At 63.8% G+C, this 14,901-nt stretch carries 15 protein-coding genes; 8 read left to right on the forward strand and 7 right to left on the reverse strand.

Going from position 1 to position 14,901, the window contains the following annotated elements; translation table 11 throughout:
• Positions 1-2: 2 nt before the first annotated feature.
• Together LDN70_RS05880 and LDN70_RS05885 are read right to left on the reverse strand one after the other, a co-directional pair.
• On the reverse strand, positions 3-1,394 hold the full coding sequence (locus tag LDN70_RS05880; protein ID WP_223942039.1) for a UDP-glucose dehydrogenase family protein: 1,392 nt from the start codon (positions 1,392-1,394) through the stop codon (positions 3-5).
• Complete coding sequence (locus tag LDN70_RS05885; RefSeq protein ID WP_223942603.1) at positions 1,391-2,560, reverse strand: glycosyltransferase family 4 protein; 1,170 nt, start codon at positions 2,558-2,560, stop codon at positions 1,391-1,393. Before LDN70_RS05885 ends, LDN70_RS05880 begins: the two co-directional genes overlap by 4 nt.
• A 335-nt stretch (positions 2,561-2,895) precedes the next feature.
• On the opposite strand from LDN70_RS05885, the gene LDN70_RS05890 reads away from it, so the two are divergent.
• Positions 2,896-3,444: an excalibur calcium-binding domain-containing protein gene (locus tag LDN70_RS05890; RefSeq protein ID WP_223942040.1), complete on the forward strand. Its 549-nt coding sequence runs from the start codon at positions 2,896-2,898 to the stop codon at positions 3,442-3,444.
• Between the two features lie 78 nt (positions 3,445-3,522).
• Here the strand turns inward: LDN70_RS05890 and LDN70_RS05895 are convergent, their stop codons facing one another.
• Positions 3,523-3,984, reverse strand: coding sequence for a MerR family transcriptional regulator (locus LDN70_RS05895; protein ID WP_223942041.1), 462 nt, complete (start codon positions 3,982-3,984; stop codon positions 3,523-3,525).
• A gap of 143 nt (positions 3,985-4,127) precedes the next feature.
• Here LDN70_RS05895 and LDN70_RS05900 point away from each other — a divergent pair, with 143 nt between their 5' ends.
• The 4 genes from LDN70_RS05900 to LDN70_RS05915 all read left to right on the forward strand — a co-directional run bounded on the left by LDN70_RS05900 (position 4,128) and on the right by LDN70_RS05915 (position 7,202).
• Positions 4,128-4,550, forward strand: coding sequence for an Hsp20/alpha crystallin family protein (locus tag LDN70_RS05900; protein WP_142939967.1), 423 nt, complete (start codon positions 4,128-4,130; stop codon positions 4,548-4,550).
• A gap of 228 nt (positions 4,551-4,778) precedes the next feature.
• Positions 4,779-5,168 (forward strand): J domain-containing protein, encoded by a 390-nt coding sequence (locus LDN70_RS05905; protein ID WP_166841488.1) that lies wholly within the window; start codon positions 4,779-4,781, stop codon positions 5,166-5,168.
• Complete coding sequence (locus tag LDN70_RS05910) at positions 5,165-5,542, forward strand: hypothetical protein (protein ID WP_142939965.1); 378 nt, start codon at positions 5,165-5,167, stop codon at positions 5,540-5,542. Before LDN70_RS05905 ends, LDN70_RS05910 begins: the two co-directional genes overlap by 4 nt.
• A 328-nt stretch (positions 5,543-5,870) precedes the next feature.
• Positions 5,871-7,202 carry a cell division protein PerM gene (locus LDN70_RS05915; protein WP_223942042.1) on the forward strand — a complete coding sequence of 444 codons (1,332 nt, stop codon included), beginning with the start codon at positions 5,871-5,873 and terminating at the stop codon, positions 7,200-7,202.
• Between the two features lie 28 nt (positions 7,203-7,230).
• Here LDN70_RS05915 and LDN70_RS05920 read toward each other — a convergent pair whose 3' ends face one another.
• Positions 7,231-7,680, reverse strand: a complete 450-nt coding sequence (locus tag LDN70_RS05920) for a hypothetical protein (protein ID WP_142939963.1) — start codon at positions 7,678-7,680, stop codon at positions 7,231-7,233.
• Positions 7,681-7,691: 11 nt separating this feature from the next.
• Between LDN70_RS05920 and purN the strand changes: the two genes are divergently transcribed.
• Positions 7,692-8,258, forward strand: a complete 567-nt coding sequence (gene purN / locus LDN70_RS05925; protein ID WP_223942043.1) for a phosphoribosylglycinamide formyltransferase — start codon at positions 7,692-7,694, stop codon at positions 8,256-8,258.
• A 25-nt stretch (positions 8,259-8,283) separates the two neighbouring features.
• Here the strand turns inward: purN and LDN70_RS05930 are convergent, their stop codons facing one another.
• Genes LDN70_RS05930 through LDN70_RS05940 form a run of 3 tightly spaced genes read right to left on the reverse strand, consistent with a single transcriptional unit; the run spans position 8,284 to position 11,557 of the window.
• Entirely contained in the window at positions 8,284-9,636 is a 1,353-nt protein-coding gene (locus tag LDN70_RS05930; protein WP_142939961.1) for an MFS transporter, read from the reverse strand.
• 51 nt (positions 9,637-9,687) lie between these two features.
• Positions 9,688-10,635 carry an N-acetylmuramic acid 6-phosphate etherase gene (gene murQ, locus LDN70_RS05935; RefSeq protein WP_223942044.1) on the reverse strand — a complete coding sequence of 316 codons (948 nt, stop codon included), beginning with the start codon at positions 10,633-10,635 and terminating at the stop codon, positions 9,688-9,690.
• Positions 10,610-11,557: an N-acetylglucosamine kinase gene (locus LDN70_RS05940; RefSeq protein ID WP_223942045.1), complete on the reverse strand. Its 948-nt coding sequence runs from the start codon at positions 11,555-11,557 to the stop codon at positions 10,610-10,612. Before LDN70_RS05940 ends, murQ begins: the two co-directional genes overlap by 26 nt.
• A gap of 700 nt (positions 11,558-12,257) precedes the next feature.
• On the opposite strand from LDN70_RS05940, the gene LDN70_RS05945 reads away from it, so the two are divergent.
• Positions 12,258-12,797: an endonuclease domain-containing protein gene (locus LDN70_RS05945; RefSeq protein ID WP_223942046.1), complete on the forward strand. Its 540-nt coding sequence runs from the start codon at positions 12,258-12,260 to the stop codon at positions 12,795-12,797.
• 410 nt (positions 12,798-13,207) lie between these two features.
• Positions 13,208-14,878, forward strand: coding sequence for a bifunctional phosphoribosylaminoimidazolecarboxamide formyltransferase/IMP cyclohydrolase (gene purH, locus LDN70_RS05950; RefSeq protein WP_223942047.1), 1,671 nt, complete (start codon positions 13,208-13,210; stop codon positions 14,876-14,878).
• Positions 14,879-14,901 lie beyond the last annotated feature (23 nt).

Consider the following 14,901-nt stretch of genomic DNA (forward strand, 5'->3'; position numbering starts at 1 on the left):
CGCTATGACTTAGCCGCGGCGTGCTTCTTCCTGTCCGCATGCTTGGCAGCGCCGCCCTCCGCACCAATAACTGAAGCGCCCGTCCCCAGCCCTCGGATCGTCCACCCCGCACGCCGCCAGGCCTCAGCGTCCAGTACGTTCCGAGCATCCAGCACCATTCGGCGTCGTACGAGTGACCCCGTAACTGAAGGCGACAGCGAAACGTATTCGTCCCATTCGGTGAGCAGCAGCACCAGCTCGGCGCCTTCCAGGGCACGTTTGGTGGAGGCCTCGAAACGGATTTGAGGGTAGCGGATCCAGGCGTTGTTGATGGCCTTGGGGTCGGTGACGGTAACGTGCGCGCCGGCATCGGCTAGTTGCTGGGCGACGTCCAGGGCGGGGGAGTCACGGATGTCGTCGGTGTCGGGTTTGAACGCCGCACCAAGGATGGTCACCGTCCGGCCGGACAGGAAACCACGGCACATCTCGCGTGCCACCTCAACGGCGCGGGAGCGCTGGTTCAGGTTCACCGAGTCAACCAAGCCCATCCACGCATCCACGGACGGCACGGAAAGATCGCGCGCCTGTGCGCGGAAGGACCTGATGTCCTTGGGCAGGCAGCCGCCGCCGAACCCGAGTCCGGCGTGCAGGTAGCGGTTGCCGATGCGCGGATCCAGGCCCATCGCCTCGCTGAGCTCGCTCACGTCAGCGCCGGACGCGTCGCACAGTTCTGCCATCGCGTTGATGAAGCTGACCTTCGTGGCCAAGAAGGCGTTCGACGCCGATTTGATGAGTTCCGCCGTCGCGAAATTGCAGACCAACCGCGGGATGCCGGCGCTGATTAGAGGTTCGTAGACCGCATCCAGCACCGCAGTAACCGGGGCGCCGGCAGCGGCACCCTTGCCGCCCGGGACGCCGTAAACCAGACGATCGGGCACCAACGAATCCTTCACTGCCGTGCCCTGCCGAAGGAACTCCGGGTTCCAGCCGAGCAGCACGTCCGAGCGACGGGCCAGGATCGCGCGGAGCGTCTCCACCGTGCCAACCGGCACCGTTGATTTACCGACGACGGCGGCACCCTTAGGCAGGTGCGGCAGGAGGCTCCTCGTAGCGCCCATCAGGTAGGAGAGATCCGCGGTGTCAGAGGTCTTGGACTGCGGGGTACCGACGCAAAGGAAGTGCACCTGGGAATCTGCGGCTGCAGCGAAATCAGTGGTGAACACGAGGCGGCCCGTGGTACGGCCGTCCTTGAGGAGCTCGTCCAAACCGGGTTCATGGAACGGGGCAATCGCCTTGTTGAGCTGCTCAACCTTGGAAGAGTCGACGTCGATGCCCACCACAGTGTGGCCCATCGAAGCGAGCGTCGCAGCGTGGACTGCGCCGAGGTAGCCGCAGCCGATCACGGAGATCTTCATGAGGAGGGTCCTTTGCTTGAGGTGAACTCGCTGGGCCCGGACGTTCCGCTGGGCACACCGGAAATGACTTCGTCGTAGTGACGCACCAGGTCCGCGCTGAGAACAGGCCACGTCCTGCCTTGAACCGAAGCGGTAGCTGCCGTTGCGAATGCGCGGCGCTTGGCGTCGTCGCCGATCAAGTCCTGCACGTAGCCGCGCAGCTGGGTGAGGTTCCCGGGCTCGTAGAGCCAGCCGGTGCGTGAGTTCTCCACGAGGTCCAAGGGGCCGCCACGGCCAGTCGCCACCACGGGAACGCCCGATGCCATGGCTTCCTGGATGGTTTGGCAGAACGTTTCGAACTCGCCGGGGTGGACGAAGAGGTCGAAACCTGCGACGGCCTGCGCCAGTCCCTCTCCGCCGAGGAAACCTGCGAAGTGGGCGTCGGGGAGCGCGGCTTGCAGTGCTTCTTTCTGGGGACCGTCACCAACGATGACAAGTTTCGTGTTCGGCAGGTCCGCGAGCACTGCGAGGTCCTCGACCTGCTTCTCGACAGCGAGCCGGCCCACGTAGCCGATGATCCGGTGACCGTCGGGCGCTACTGAGCTGCGCCACGCCGTCGAGCGTTTCTTGGGGTTGAAGCGCGCGGTATCCACACCACGACGCCACATGTTCACGCGCAGGATGCCGCGCCCGCGCAACTGGTTCAGCGCGAACGTTGACGGCACCAGGGTTCGGGTTGCCAGGAGGTGGATGTTATCCACGCGGTTCCAGGCCCAGTTCTCCAGGAACGGCACGCCATAGCGGGCGGCGTAGCTGGGAACTTCCGTTTGGTAGATCGCCACGGTGGGGATGCCCAGCTGATGGGCGGCCTGCACGGCGCGCCAGCCGAGGACGAAAGGAGAAGCGAGATGAACGACGTCGGGGGAGAAATCGGCAAGGATTCGCTTGACCCGATTCACACCACCCAACGCAACCCGCACATTCGTGTAACCGGCCAGCGGCACAGAAGGCAGCCGGTGCACGTACGCACCCTTCTCGACGCTCGAAACATCAGTGTCCGACGTCGACGGCGCGATCACCATCACCTCATCCCCGCGCTCCTGAAGATGCTCCAGCACCCGCAGTATGGAGTGGGTTACCCCATTCATCAGTGGCAGGAATGATTCGGCGACGATTGCGATCCTCACGCCTCCAACGGTGGTCGCGGCGGTTGGCGGGGCGGGTTCGAACGGGTGGCTTGTGGGGGAAGAGTTGGTTAACAGGTGGGTTGGGTTGCTCGGCGCAAGCTTGTAATACTTGGGCGGAACAATAGTTGCATCGACCACGCTGGTATCTTGAACTCTTAGCGAATCCTCGGGAAGTATCTGGCAAGTTCGCCCTTCCCGCATGCCCGGACTCGCTTCAAAAAGGGGACATTTTGAAAAGAACACTCGCACTAGTTGTGCTCACCGGTCTTATGCTCACGGGCTGCGCGACAAAACAGGCCTCAAGTCAAACGCCGGCGACGGCGGCGGCGTCTGCCGTGGCTGAGCGAACTGTCGAGGTGCCGGACGTCGTCGGGCTAACCCTCGACAAGGCCACCGATCAGCTCAAGGCTCTTGGACTCAAGGCCGAAGCCAAAGATGTAAACGATGACAAATCAATCATCGTCAAGAAGAACTGGCAGGTGGTCAGCGAAGATCCTGTCGGTAAGACCAATGTGGCCGAGGGGTCGACCATAAAGCTGGGGGTCAAACATCTCACTGATGAGACGCCCACCCCGACACCCACTCCGACGCAGGCGCCGGTTCCCTTGGTTGCGCCAGTGGCTCCGGTAGTGGAGGCGCCGCCAGTCGTGGTGGCGCCGGTGGCTCCGCCGGCCCCGCCCGTGGTTGAGGCGCAACCGGCTCCCGTGGCTCCTGTGGCCCCGCCGGTTGTGGAGGCACCGCCTGTTGAGGCTCCGCCCGCAGCTGTCTACTACCAGAACTGCACAGCCGTCCGAAATGCAGGGGCGGCGCCGATTCATAGCAGCCAGCCAGGTTATGGACGTCACCTTGATAAAGACGGTGATGGCTGGGGCTGCGACAAATAGAGCTCAGCAGCACGTTTAGCAATGGCCACTCCGTTTCGGGGTGGCCATTGCTGTGCGTGGCGCCTAACAGACTGCAAGTTACTCGTCGACGCCGGTAGTCCCCCGCGCCCTCTTCAGATCCTTCCGCAACCCGCGGTTGTCCGCCCGCAGCTCCTCGTTGTGCTCCGTCAGCCCACGGTTATGCTCCACCAACCCCCGGTTGTCCTCCGACAGCCCACGGTTCTCGGCCTCCAGCTCCAGCACTAGTTTCACCCCGGCCAGGTTGAGCCCCTCATCCAGCAACACCCCGATCCGTCGCAGCGTCGCAAGGTCGCTTTCGCTGTACCGGCGAGTGCCGCCGTCGGTCCGGTCGGGGGTGAGCAGGCCTTTGCGCTCGTACTGCCGGATGTTCTGCTGCCCGGTGCCAACCAGCTCCGCCGCCACCGAGATCGCGTAGACGCCGCGCGAGTCCGAGCCGCCACCAGAGGTGCCGTCCGCACCGGAAGCCGCCAGACCGCCGTCGTACTCTTCAGCGGCAGTCTCACCATCCGAAGCTGCCATCAAGAACCTCCAAAAATCTTCCGGAAAACCGCTTGCATCTACTTTGTCACTGGTGCTATAAAAAATCTATACCAACCAATACAGATCCAACAGGCTGGTACGAACAACAGAATCAGCATCAAGACCAAAGGAGTGAGAACCACATGCTGATGCGCACTGACCCGTTCCGCGATTTCGACAGGCTCGCCCAACAGGTTTTTGGCACAACAGCACGCCCGGCCGGAATGCCGATGGACGCATGGCAGGAGGACGGACAATTCGTTGTTGCCTTCGATCTGCCAGGGGTGGATCCGCAGACCGTTGACCTCGACGTCGAGCGCAATGTCCTCACCGTCAAGGCCGAACGCAAGTCGCCCGCAGGCGAGAACACCGAGATGATCGCCGCCGAACGCCCCCAAGGCGTCTTCAGCCGCCAACTCATCCTCGGTGACACCTTGGATACCGACGGCGTCCAGGCAAGCTACGACGCAGGGGTGCTCACACTCCGCATCCCCGTAGCCGAGAAGGCCAAGCCGCGGCGCATCGAGATCCAATCCAATGGGCAGAGGCAGGAAATCAACGCCTAAACCCGTCCGCCCTGCCGGAAGGCTCACCCGGGGGTAGCCGACCGGCAGGGCGACAGCCGGGAACAACGGAGGCGGCCGCATCGGAATAGTTGGGCGCAGGCTTCGCGCCACGTCACAGCGTTTTTTAGCGCACATGAAAGCGACCCCCGCCCGTCGTCTCCCGAGTTGATGGCCCCCGGCCCACGCCGGGGGCCATCTCCCAGTCCGCAGCAGGAATCGGAGCAGCAGGTGAGCACCCAACCTGACCACTACGCCACGCTTCACGTGTCGCCGGACGCGACGGCCCGTGAGATCACCCGCGCCTACCGTGCACTGCTGCGGACTCACCACCCGGACACACGCCAAAGGGTCGACGACGGCGACACCACCTCCGCGGCCGACCTTCAGGAACTGCACGCCATCATGCAGGCGTACGTCGTTTTGTCGGACCCAGGGAAGCGGGCGGCTTACGATCGTGCGCGCAGAACACCCGGCGGTACGGGCGGGACGCCCGTAAAAGTGCGCTTCCACCGGTCCGGATCCACGGCTCCCCAACGCGAGCAGTCCCCACTGTCGTTCGGACCGTCACGTTGGGATCCTTCACCCCGCAATCTGAGATCACCCAGGAGTAATCCATGAGCGCTTGGCGTCCCTACGACGGCCACATCATTCCCGCGTTCTACGAGCGGTTCGAGAAACGCTGGGGGAGAGGGACGGCACCGTTCCTGGACCCCGAAGTCCACGAACAACCCATGCCCCGCGCTCAATGGATCAACCCGGACACCGGCGCTGCCGTGGCCGTGGTCCCCATCTGGACTGACGATCCCGAGCACCGCTCGTTCGGCGTCTTCTACCTCCCGCCGGCCGGGGATATCTGGATGCTCCGCCCAGGACCAACGACGTTCCTGGAACCCAGTGCGGGAGCCAGCCGCGAGCAGGTGACACTCCGCAACGACGCCTTCAAGAAGGCCGTCAACCACGCCAAGGAGTTCATCTACGGGCCACAGCTCTAGCCAGGTGTGTGCGAGGGGTTAGAAACAAAAGAAGGCTGGTGCAGCCTAGGGAACGAAATCCAAGGCGGCTGCACCAGCTGCTAGTACGACTTTCTGTTATGAGTTGTGACACCTATCCATTGGCCGCTCCTAGTTCCCGGCTTCGATTGTTTCCGGGCCTTTCAAAGTCTGTGCAGGGCGGGGAAGAGCTGAGGTGGTCTTTGAGGGCTCCGTCCCCGGGAGAACACCTCCCATTTTACGGCCGCCCTCTGGAAAAAGCGCTGGAATTCGCGGTATTTCAGGGGAGCCTGCCGGGGGAGCGCGGCGTACCGTGGCACGATAGATCACGATGAAACTGCGCGCTGATCAGACCGGAAACCGTGGCCTCCCGATGCCCCTTTGGCTACAGGGTGGTTTGGAAGCGGCTCAGGCGGCGTTCATTTCTGCCATTGTTGTGATCCTTCCCTTGGTGGGGGTGTGGGCCACCGACGGGTTCCAGGACCGGAACGTGGACTCCCTGGCACGATTGGCGGGCCAAGCCTGGCTGCTGATCCACGGTGTTCCGCTGGAGCTGGCGCACGTCAACCTCGGCACCGCGGCCCAACCCGGCTCCGGGCTGTTGTCCCTCATTCCCCTTGGTCTGACGCTCATTCCGTTCCTGCTTGCATGGCGTGCAGGCCGTCGACTTGCCCGGGCCTCGTACACAGACCAGTTGTGGCAGGCGTTCCTTGGCGCGTTCGTGGTGTACGCGTCTTTCGGGACGGCCACCGGTTTCGTGTGCCGTACCCCGGAAGTTGTCATCAACCTTTGGTTCGCCATGACCATCCCGCTGATCTCCTTTGGCTTGGGCATGATCGTGGGCGCCCGGCGCGAGGCAGGCTCGTGGAGCCGGCTGATCGGCGTCGACGCCGTCGCTTGGCTCGCGAAGACCAGCCAGCATTCCCGGTGGGCGGGCTCCTATGTGGGTTCGGCATTGAAGGCAGGCTTCGTAGCTGCCATGGCCGCTGTTTGCTTGGCCGCGCTGCTCTTGGCCGTGACTCTTGTGTGGCATTGGACGGACATCATTGCCGTCTACGAAGGTCTGAAAGCCGGTGCCTTGGGCGGTGCGGTGCTCACCATCGCGCAGCTCGGGTACCTGCCCAATCTCGTCATTTTCGCGCTGTCCTGGTCCACCGGCGCTGGCTTCTCGCTCGGCGTCGGTTCAACAGCGGGTCCGCTGGGCACCGCCGTCGGACCTCTTCCGGCCGTCCCGGTTCTCGGTGCCCTTCCCGCCGGACAGTTCGACGCCGGAGCCATGGCCCTGGCGCTGCCGGTGGTGGCCGGGATCTTGGCGGGTTGGTGGTTCCTGCGCGAAGGCGAGAACCATTTTGACGAGTGGCTCTCCATCAAGATCAAAGCCCGCTGGTTCACCGCCACCGTTTCCACCCTTTTCCTGGGCGCCTTTGTCGGCGCTGTCGCGGGGCTCCTGGGTGGGGCGTTGGCTTGGATCGCCCGCGGTTCGGCGGGCGTCGGACGGCTCACGGAAATCGGACCCCACCCGTTGTGGATGGCAGTCTGGCTGGCCGCCGAAGTGGGCATCGGCGTCGTGATTGGCTACGCAGTGGGGCCGTGGCTGGAACGCAGCCAGAAGCAGCGCGAAGCGAACCTGGACGAAGCAGCGTACGACGACGAACACGCCTGAGCGGGTCCGCTCAGTAGCGCCGGGGTTCTTAACGTAACGGCCCCGGCATCGAGTTCTCCAGCTGGGTCAGGCACTGCGTCTTGGCGGATTCCGTCAGCGCACTGCGTGAGCAGTCCTGGTACGTGCTGACTTGGTTGAAGAACAGCGCGGACGTCAGGATCAGCAGGCACATGACTGCCGTGACAACCAGGCCCGAAATTGTTCCGAACAGCATCAGTTTCGGATGCTTGTGCTTGAGCGTCCGCACCAACACCACAACGCCCAACACCAACGCCGCAAGCGTCAGGATGGCGCTCAACCACACGTAATCCACGTTCAGGGAGAACACGAAGAACGCACCCAAAGCCGCCAAGAGGAAGGCACGGAAGAGGTTCTGGCTCACGCCAAGGGCAGATTTCTCGGCCTCGGAGCGGGGTTGTTGGTTCGGCTTGGAACCGACGTCGGGATTCATGTTTTCCAGCCTACGCGAGCCGCCCATAAGCTAGTGCAATGCGCATTGTTGTCCTCGTCTCCGGTACCGGTTCAAATCTTCAGGCTGTCATCGACGCCGTGAAGTCGGGTGAACTGGATGTCGAGATCGCCGCTGTGGGCGCTGACCGCCCCGACACGTATGGCGTGGAGCGCTCCGACGAAGCCGGAATTGAGACCTTTGTGGTCAACTTCAACTCGTTCGAAACCCGCGCCGAATGGGATACAGCCCTGCGCGACAAAGTCCTGTCCTACAAGCCGGACGTGGTGGTTTCCTCCGGTTTCATGAGGATCGTCAGCGCCGACTTCATCGATGCCTTCGGCGGCAAATACGTCAACACACACCCCGCGCTGCTGCCCTCATTCCCCGGCGCCCACGGAGTGCGCGACGCCATCGCGTACGGCGTGAAAGTCACCGGCTGCACAGTTCATTGGGCCGACGCCGGAGTGGACACCGGCCCCATCATTGCCCAGGAAGCCGTCACTGTTCTTCCCGAGGACTCCGAGGAATCCCTGCACGAGCGCATCAAGGTAGTGGAGCGCCGCCTGCTGGTCCAGACCCTCGCAGATCTCGCCGCCGCCAAGTAGCGCACCGCCCCCAGCTGGGAGCGGGTTATTCGAGGACGCGCTGCTTCGTCTCGGGGGCGAAGAACGCCATCCACAGCACGGACAGCAGCACCAGCCCACCAGCCATCGCGAACGACTGCGCCAACCCGAACTCCGGCCAGAAGAACGAGGCGAACACCAAGGGGCCGAACCCGGCGCCAATGCGGGAGAACGTCGAAGCCCAGCCGAAGCCAGAGCCGCGAAGTTCCGTCGGGTACAGCTCGGAGACGTAGGCGTAAAGCACCGGAATGGCCACCTGGACCACGAACCCGAACACCAGCAGCCAGAACACGGCAGCCGAGGGCACGTCCACCACAAAGGCCACGATCACCAGCGTCAGAGCGGACAGGGGACCGGTGATGGCCAGGATCCATTTGCGGCCCACACGTTCCACCAGGAGCGCCGCTACCACCACGCCCAGAAGTCCGACGGCGGCCATGCTCGCCGTCGTGACGAACGCCTTGTACTCCTCGAATCCGGCGCCAATGAGAATGCGGGGCATCCACGTGAGCGACAAGTAATAGACCAACAGGATGCTGAAGAACAACGCCCAAGCCGCGGTGGTGATCTTCCAGTTGAACTGCCAGATCCCGCGCAACTGGGCCCAAGCGCTGCCGGGGGAGAGCCGGGGTGCCGCCTGCGGTTCGGGCAAGCTGTACGCCCGCGGTGAAGCGCCGGTTGCCTCCACCAGACCATCGATCACCGCCGCAGCTTCGGCACGGCGGCCCGCCCGAATCAGGAACAGCGGCGACTCAGGAACAGATCGGCGAACCCAGAAGACCAACAACGCGGGCAGCACCATGATCAGCATGGTGAGCCGCCAGTCGCCAAAGGCAGCAACCAGCCCGGCGGAAATGAAACCGCACAGCGCTGCGCCAACAGGCCACCAGCCGTCCATGGCCGTGAGCACCTTGCCCCGTTGCTTGCGCGGCGTGAACTCACCCACCAGCGCATAATCCACGGGGATGCAGCCGCCCAAGCCGAAGCCGGCCATGAAGCGGAAGATGCAGAACCACACGATGTCCGGGGCGAAAGCACCCAGAACCGTGAAGATGCTGAAAATCAGGAGGGTGGCCGTGAAGGCTTTCTTGCGCCCAATGGTGTCCGCAATGGTTCCCCACGCGAACGCGCCCACAGCCATGCCGATCAGGTTGGCCGTACCGATCCACGCGGCGTCAGCCGGTTGCAAGGACCAGTGCTTGGACAGCAGAGGGATCAGGATGCCGTTGAGCGTGACATCCCAGGCATCGAACATGAACCCGAGCCCGCCGATCAGGAAAATCCGCCCTTGGACTTTCCACCGCCACGGCAGTTCCTGCACAACTTGTTCGCCGCTGGGCACGGCTGTGTATGTATTCATTTGCCCTCCTGCATGCAACTTTATGCGCTGGGGCGGGCACCGCCGTCCGCGTTACTTCCGGTTCTCGATGGCCCTCCGCAGGAAACCACCGGCTTCTTCCAATGCACCCTTGGCCTGACCAGCGTCGATGCCTGTCAGAAGTACCAAAATAGCTGCCTTCACCGAACCGCCAACAGAATCCAAAGCAGCAGCCGCCTCCTCAGCAGAAACGCCGGTTGCGTGCTGGACGGTCCTCTGGGAGCGGGCCAGCAATTTCTCGTTCGTGGCACGCAGGTCCACCATGAGGTTCCCGTACGTCTTGCCGAGCTTCACCATCACCAAGGTGCTGATCATGTTGAGGACAAGTTTCTGGGCCGTGCCGGAGTTCAGCCTGGTGGAGCCCGCGATGAACTCCGGACCCACCACAACCTCAATGGCTGCATCGGCCAGATGACTCACGGCCGAGCCCTTGTTGCACGCCAGCGACGCCGTAAACGCCCCGCGCTTCCGTGCTTCTTCCAGCGCCCCGATCACATACGGCGTCCGGCCCGAGGCCGTAATACCCACGACGGCGTCAGCTTCAGTCACGTTGATATCGTGCAAGTCCCGCGCGCCGGCAGTTGCGTTGTCCTCGGCGTACTCCACCGGTTTTTGGATCGCCTCCACACCGCCGGCGATGAGTCCGACGACGAGTCCCGGCGGGGTGCCGAACGTCGGCGGGCACTCGCTGGCGTCGAGCACACCCAACCGTCCAGCCGTTCCTGCTCCCACGTACAAAAGGCGACCGCCGCGCTGGAGTCGCTCCGCAACGGCGTCGACCGTTTGAACGATTGCCGGGCCCGCGGCCTCGACGGCCCCGTGTACTCCTGCACTGTGGGCGAGCATCGCGGAAACGAGTTCTTCGGTGCCCAGGATGTCCAGGTTTTCCAGGCCCTCGGCGGTGGCTTCGGTCTGTAATCCGGCGAGTTCCGTGCGCAGGCCCGCAAGTTTGTCGTCAGTTGGGCCAGTTTGTTCCGTCACGGTGGATGTACCTTTCCTGGATGAGCCCGCGGCGCGTCGCAGCGAGGGCAGCACCGTCCAAGCCTTCGCCGAGCGGGGCCACCACCTCAATCCCAGCCGAAGCGAGGGACTTCCGCAAGAGCGCGGCAAAGAAGTCCGAGCCCACCACTCCGCCCAGCATGGCCACCCGCGGTGTGCTGCCGTTGTCGGCGCCGGATGCGAGTTTCACGGTGCGGGTCAGGATCCGGCACGCCTCGCCGATGATGTCATGCGCGACGGCGTCACCGGCCTCCGCTGCGTGCAGAACCAGCGGCGCGAACCGGGCCATCGCCCGGTAAGGGTTTTCGGTGGCAGCGAGCCAGCCCGGGAGCATGTCCGGCGACTCGACCAGGGCGCCGGCCGCAGCCGTCAACGACGTGGCGGGGCCGCCGTCGTGCGCTTCAAGAACTGCCTGCAGACCTTGCTGGCCGATCCATCGCCCGCTGCCGCGATCGCCAAGATAGGGCCCCCAGCCATCGGCCCGGTGCAGGACACCGGATTCGTCAAAACGGAAAGCTACGGCGCCGGTGCCCACAATCAGGGTGGTGCCCGGAGCTCCCTGGAAAGCACCGAGTTGGGCGGCCGTCGCGTCGGAGAGGACAGCCGCGGGAACACTGAATCTTTGGGCCAACATGGTGGCGAGTTCCCGGGATTTCTCCGCGGAAGCTTCGACGCCGGCAACCGCGGCGCCGATTCCTGTCAACGTGCTGATGGGGAGGCCGGGTGGGAGTTGGCTGATCGTTTCGAGGAGGAGGTCGAACGCCAGGGTGGGGCCGTTGTCCACGTGCACGCCGGGGAAGCCGTGCTGGTCGGCTGCGCCCAGCAACTCATTGCCGCTGCGCAACTCCACGCGGCAACGGCTCTTCCCAACATCGGCAACAAGAACAACCCCGGTGGCTTCCATGGCTCAACCCTATGTTGTGAGGCACGTTCTGCAGGGTATGGCGTGGGTTTAGCGTGCAGAGTGGGCCTCGCAACGGGTGGGCTCGCTGTTGTGAGGCCCGTTCTGCAGGGTATGGCGTGGGTTTAGGGTGCAGAGTGGGCCTCACAAGGGGTGGGCTTTGGGTTGCGGGGCCTGCTTTGCGTGTGTGGTTGGTGGTTTGGGCCGCAGAGTGGGCCTCACAAGGGGTGTGGAGGAACAGTCAAGAGCCCCCCGAAGGGCGATTTCTGTGGATAACCGAATGCGAGCCATCGTTTCCGGCAAGCATGAATCCATGCGGAATCTCACTCCTTTGCCCTCGAATGTAGACACTAGGGGCTTTCTCGTCGCCGATGCCTATGCTGCCGGAGTGCCGCGCTGGCGACTCCAGACGAAAGACCTTGTGACGCCGAGTCGTGGCATTCGCTTGGCAAGAGCAAGCGAATTGGACCTCGCATTGCTGGGCCGACTTCATACCGCTGTGACACAGCGCTGTGCAGTCAGCCATGTCACTGCAGCGCTGTTGTGGTCCATGCCGCTCCCCATCTATCTCGAGGAAGAGGGCAGGAGCGGGCTAATCCATGTGACCCGACGGCAAGAGATCGGGAGGGTCAAGCGTCGGGGCGTAATCGGGCATCGGGCTCCACTGCTTGCTCGGGACGTTCGTATGTTGAACGGAGTTCAATTGACGTCGCCGGAATGGACATGGGTGGATCTGGCCAGGCACATGGGAAGGTCGTCGCTTGTGGCTGCCGGGGATTTTCTGTTGGCACGGGAGAATCCCCTGTCCTCGCTTGAGGCGATCCAGGAAGTCATCAATAGACGCCCCAAGGTCAAGGGAATCAGAATGGCCCGGGAGATTTTACCGTTGCTGAGGTTGGGGGTTGATTCTCCGCAGGAGTCGAGGCTACGCCTGAAAATCGTCGATGCCGGGCTGCCGGAGCCAGCGGTTACCGCGCCGATCTTCGACGAGCGCGGGAGATACATATCGACGCCCGATCTCCAATACAAGGAGTACAAAATTGCCATGGAATATGAGGGCGACCATCACCGCTCCGACCCTGTGCAGTGGGGGAAGGACATCGAACGTGACGATAGGCTTCGCGCGTTGGGGTGGATCGTCCTGAAATTCTCCGATGTCCAGATGAAGGGCGGGTGGGCTCATGCCGAACGTAAGATACGCGATGCGTTGGTGTCGCGCGGGTGGCGTGGGCCGTCGTCGTAATGTCTTGTCTGCCCTGAGTTGTGGGGCCTGGTGTGCGCCTTTCGCGCCCTTGGTGGCACGCAGAGTGGGCCTCGCAATGTAGGGGGTGTTTTTGTGGGGCCTGGTGTGCGCCTTTCGCGCCCTTGGTGGCACGCAGAGTGGGCCTCGCAATGTAGGGGGTGTTTTTGTGGGGCCTGGTGTGCGCCTTTCGCGCCCTTGGTGGGACGCAGAGTGGGCCTCGCAATGTAGGGGGTGTTTTTGTGGGGCCGGGTGTGCCTCCCGCGAGCGGGAGGTGGCACGCATGGTGGGCCTTGCAACGCAGGGCAGAAACGACGCAAAACCGGGGCAGCAACGAAACACGATAAACTCTCCGTATCCCCACACCCGCGAATCCACCCGCGACATCTACGCGAACTAAGACGGAGACTTTTGTGAGCTTGACGCAGCTTGACCGTGTTCCCATCCGCCGTGCACTGATCTCGGTTTACGACAAGACGGGACTGGAGGAGCTCGCGAAGGGCCTGCACGCAGCCGGCGTCGCCATTGTTTCCACCGGCTCCACCGCCAAGAAGATCGCCGCCGCCGGCATCCCGGTCAAGGAAGTGGAAGAAGTCACCGGCTCCCCGGAAATGCTGGATGGCCGCGTCAAAACCCTGCACCCGCGTGTTCACGGCGGCATCCTGGCTGACCGTCGCGTCCCGGCGCACATGGACACCCTGGCCGGCATGGAGATCGAAACCTTCGACCTCGTGGTGGTGAACCTTTACCCGTTCGTGGAGACCGTGAAGTCCGGCGCAGCCCAGGATGACGTGGTTGAGCAGATCGACATCGGAGGCCCCGCCATGGTGCGTTCGGCTGCGAAGAACCACGCCGCCGTCGCCATCGTCACGGATCCCAACTTCTACGGCGCAGTAGTCGACGCCGCTGCACACGGCGGGTTCGACCTGAACACCCGTCGCCGCCTGGCCGCCAAGGCGTTCGCTCACACGGCCAGCTACGACAACGCTGTGGCTTCCTGGACGGCCAGCCAGTTCCTGGACGAAGACGGCGACGGCATCATCGACTGGCCCGCCTACGCCGGCCTGTCCCTGGAACGCTCCGAGGTCCTTCGCTACGGCGAAAACCCGCATCAGCAGGCCGCACTCTACGTGGACAAGGCCGCCCCGGCAGGCATCGCCCAGGCAGACCAGCTGCACGGTAAGGCCATGAGCTACAACAACTTCGTTGACGCCGATGCCGCCCTCCGCGCTGCTTTCGACTTCGCCGAGCCCGCGGTCGCGATCATCAAGCACGCCAACCCGTGCGGTGTGGCCGTCGGTTCCGCAGACGCTGCCGATCCGATCGCGGACGCCCACGCCAAGGCCCACGCCTGCGACCCCGTCTCCGCATTTGGTGGCGTGATTGCTGCGAACCGAACCGTCACCGCAGGCATGGCCCGCACGGTTGCCGACATCTTCACCGAGGTTGTCATCGCCCCGGACTTCGAGCCGGAAGCCGTGGAGATCCTCTCCAAGAAGAAGAACATCCGCCTCCTCGCACTGCCCGAGGGCTACGGCCGCTACCCGTCCGAGATGCGCCAGGTCTCCGGCGGCGTCCTGGTCCAGATGAGCGACAAGGTGGACGCCGACGGCGACAACCCCGCCAACTGGACCCTCGCTGCCGGCGAAGCCGCCGACGAAGCAACCCTTGCGGACCTGGCTTTCGCCTGGACCGCTTGCCGCGCGGCAAAGTCCAACGCCATCTTGATCGCCAACCACGGTGCCGCCGTGGGCATCGGCATGGGCCAGGTCAACCGCCTGGACTCCTGCCGCCTGGCCGTCGAGCGCGCCAACACGCTGGGCGTGACGGTGGAGTCCGACGTCGACGGTGCTGGCGGTGCGTCCAACGCCGACGCGAGCGACGCACCTGAGCGTGCGCGCGGTGCCGTTGCTTCCTCGGACGCGTTCTTCCCGTTCGCCGACGGCCTGCAGATCCTGATCGACGCCGGTGTCCGCGCCGTGGTCCAGCCGGGCGGTTCCGTTCGTGACGAGGAAGTCATCGCCGCAGCCAACGCTGCCGGCATCACCATGTACTTCACCGGTGCACGCCACTTCTTCCACTAGAAGAGGAACCCGCTAGGGCCCAA

This window comes from Arthrobacter sp. StoSoilB22, assembly GCF_019977315.1.
Taxonomy (GTDB): Bacteria; Actinomycetota; Actinomycetes; order Actinomycetales; family Micrococcaceae; genus Arthrobacter.

What these genes read in the sequence shown, in the direction of transcription:
- LDN70_RS05880 (WP_223942039.1), bottom strand. Translation starts at nt 1,394, where the DNA reads ATGAAGATCTCCGTGATCGGCTGCGGCTACCTCGGCGCAGTCCACGCT.
- LDN70_RS05895 (WP_223942041.1), bottom strand. Translation starts at nt 3,984, where the DNA reads ATGGCAGCTTCGGATGGTGAGACTGCCGCTGAAGAGTACGACGGCGGT.
- LDN70_RS05900 (WP_142939967.1), top strand. Translation starts at nt 4,128, where the DNA reads ATGCTGATGCGCACTGACCCGTTCCGCGATTTCGACAGGCTCGCCCAA.
- LDN70_RS05910 (WP_142939965.1), top strand. Translation starts at nt 5,165, where the DNA reads ATGAGCGCTTGGCGTCCCTACGACGGCCACATCATTCCCGCGTTCTAC.
- LDN70_RS05915 (WP_223942042.1), top strand. Translation starts at nt 5,871, where the DNA reads ATGAAACTGCGCGCTGATCAGACCGGAAACCGTGGCCTCCCGATGCCC.
- LDN70_RS05920 (WP_142939963.1), bottom strand. Translation starts at nt 7,680, where the DNA reads ATGGGCGGCTCGCGTAGGCTGGAAAACATGAATCCCGACGTCGGTTCC.
- purN (WP_223942043.1), top strand. Translation starts at nt 7,692, where the DNA reads ATGCGCATTGTTGTCCTCGTCTCCGGTACCGGTTCAAATCTTCAGGCT.
- LDN70_RS05930 (WP_142939961.1), bottom strand. Translation starts at nt 9,636, where the DNA reads ATGAATACATACACAGCCGTGCCCAGCGGCGAACAAGTTGTGCAGGAA.
- LDN70_RS05940 (WP_223942045.1), bottom strand. Translation starts at nt 11,557, where the DNA reads ATGGAAGCCACCGGGGTTGTTCTTGTTGCCGATGTTGGGAAGAGCCGT.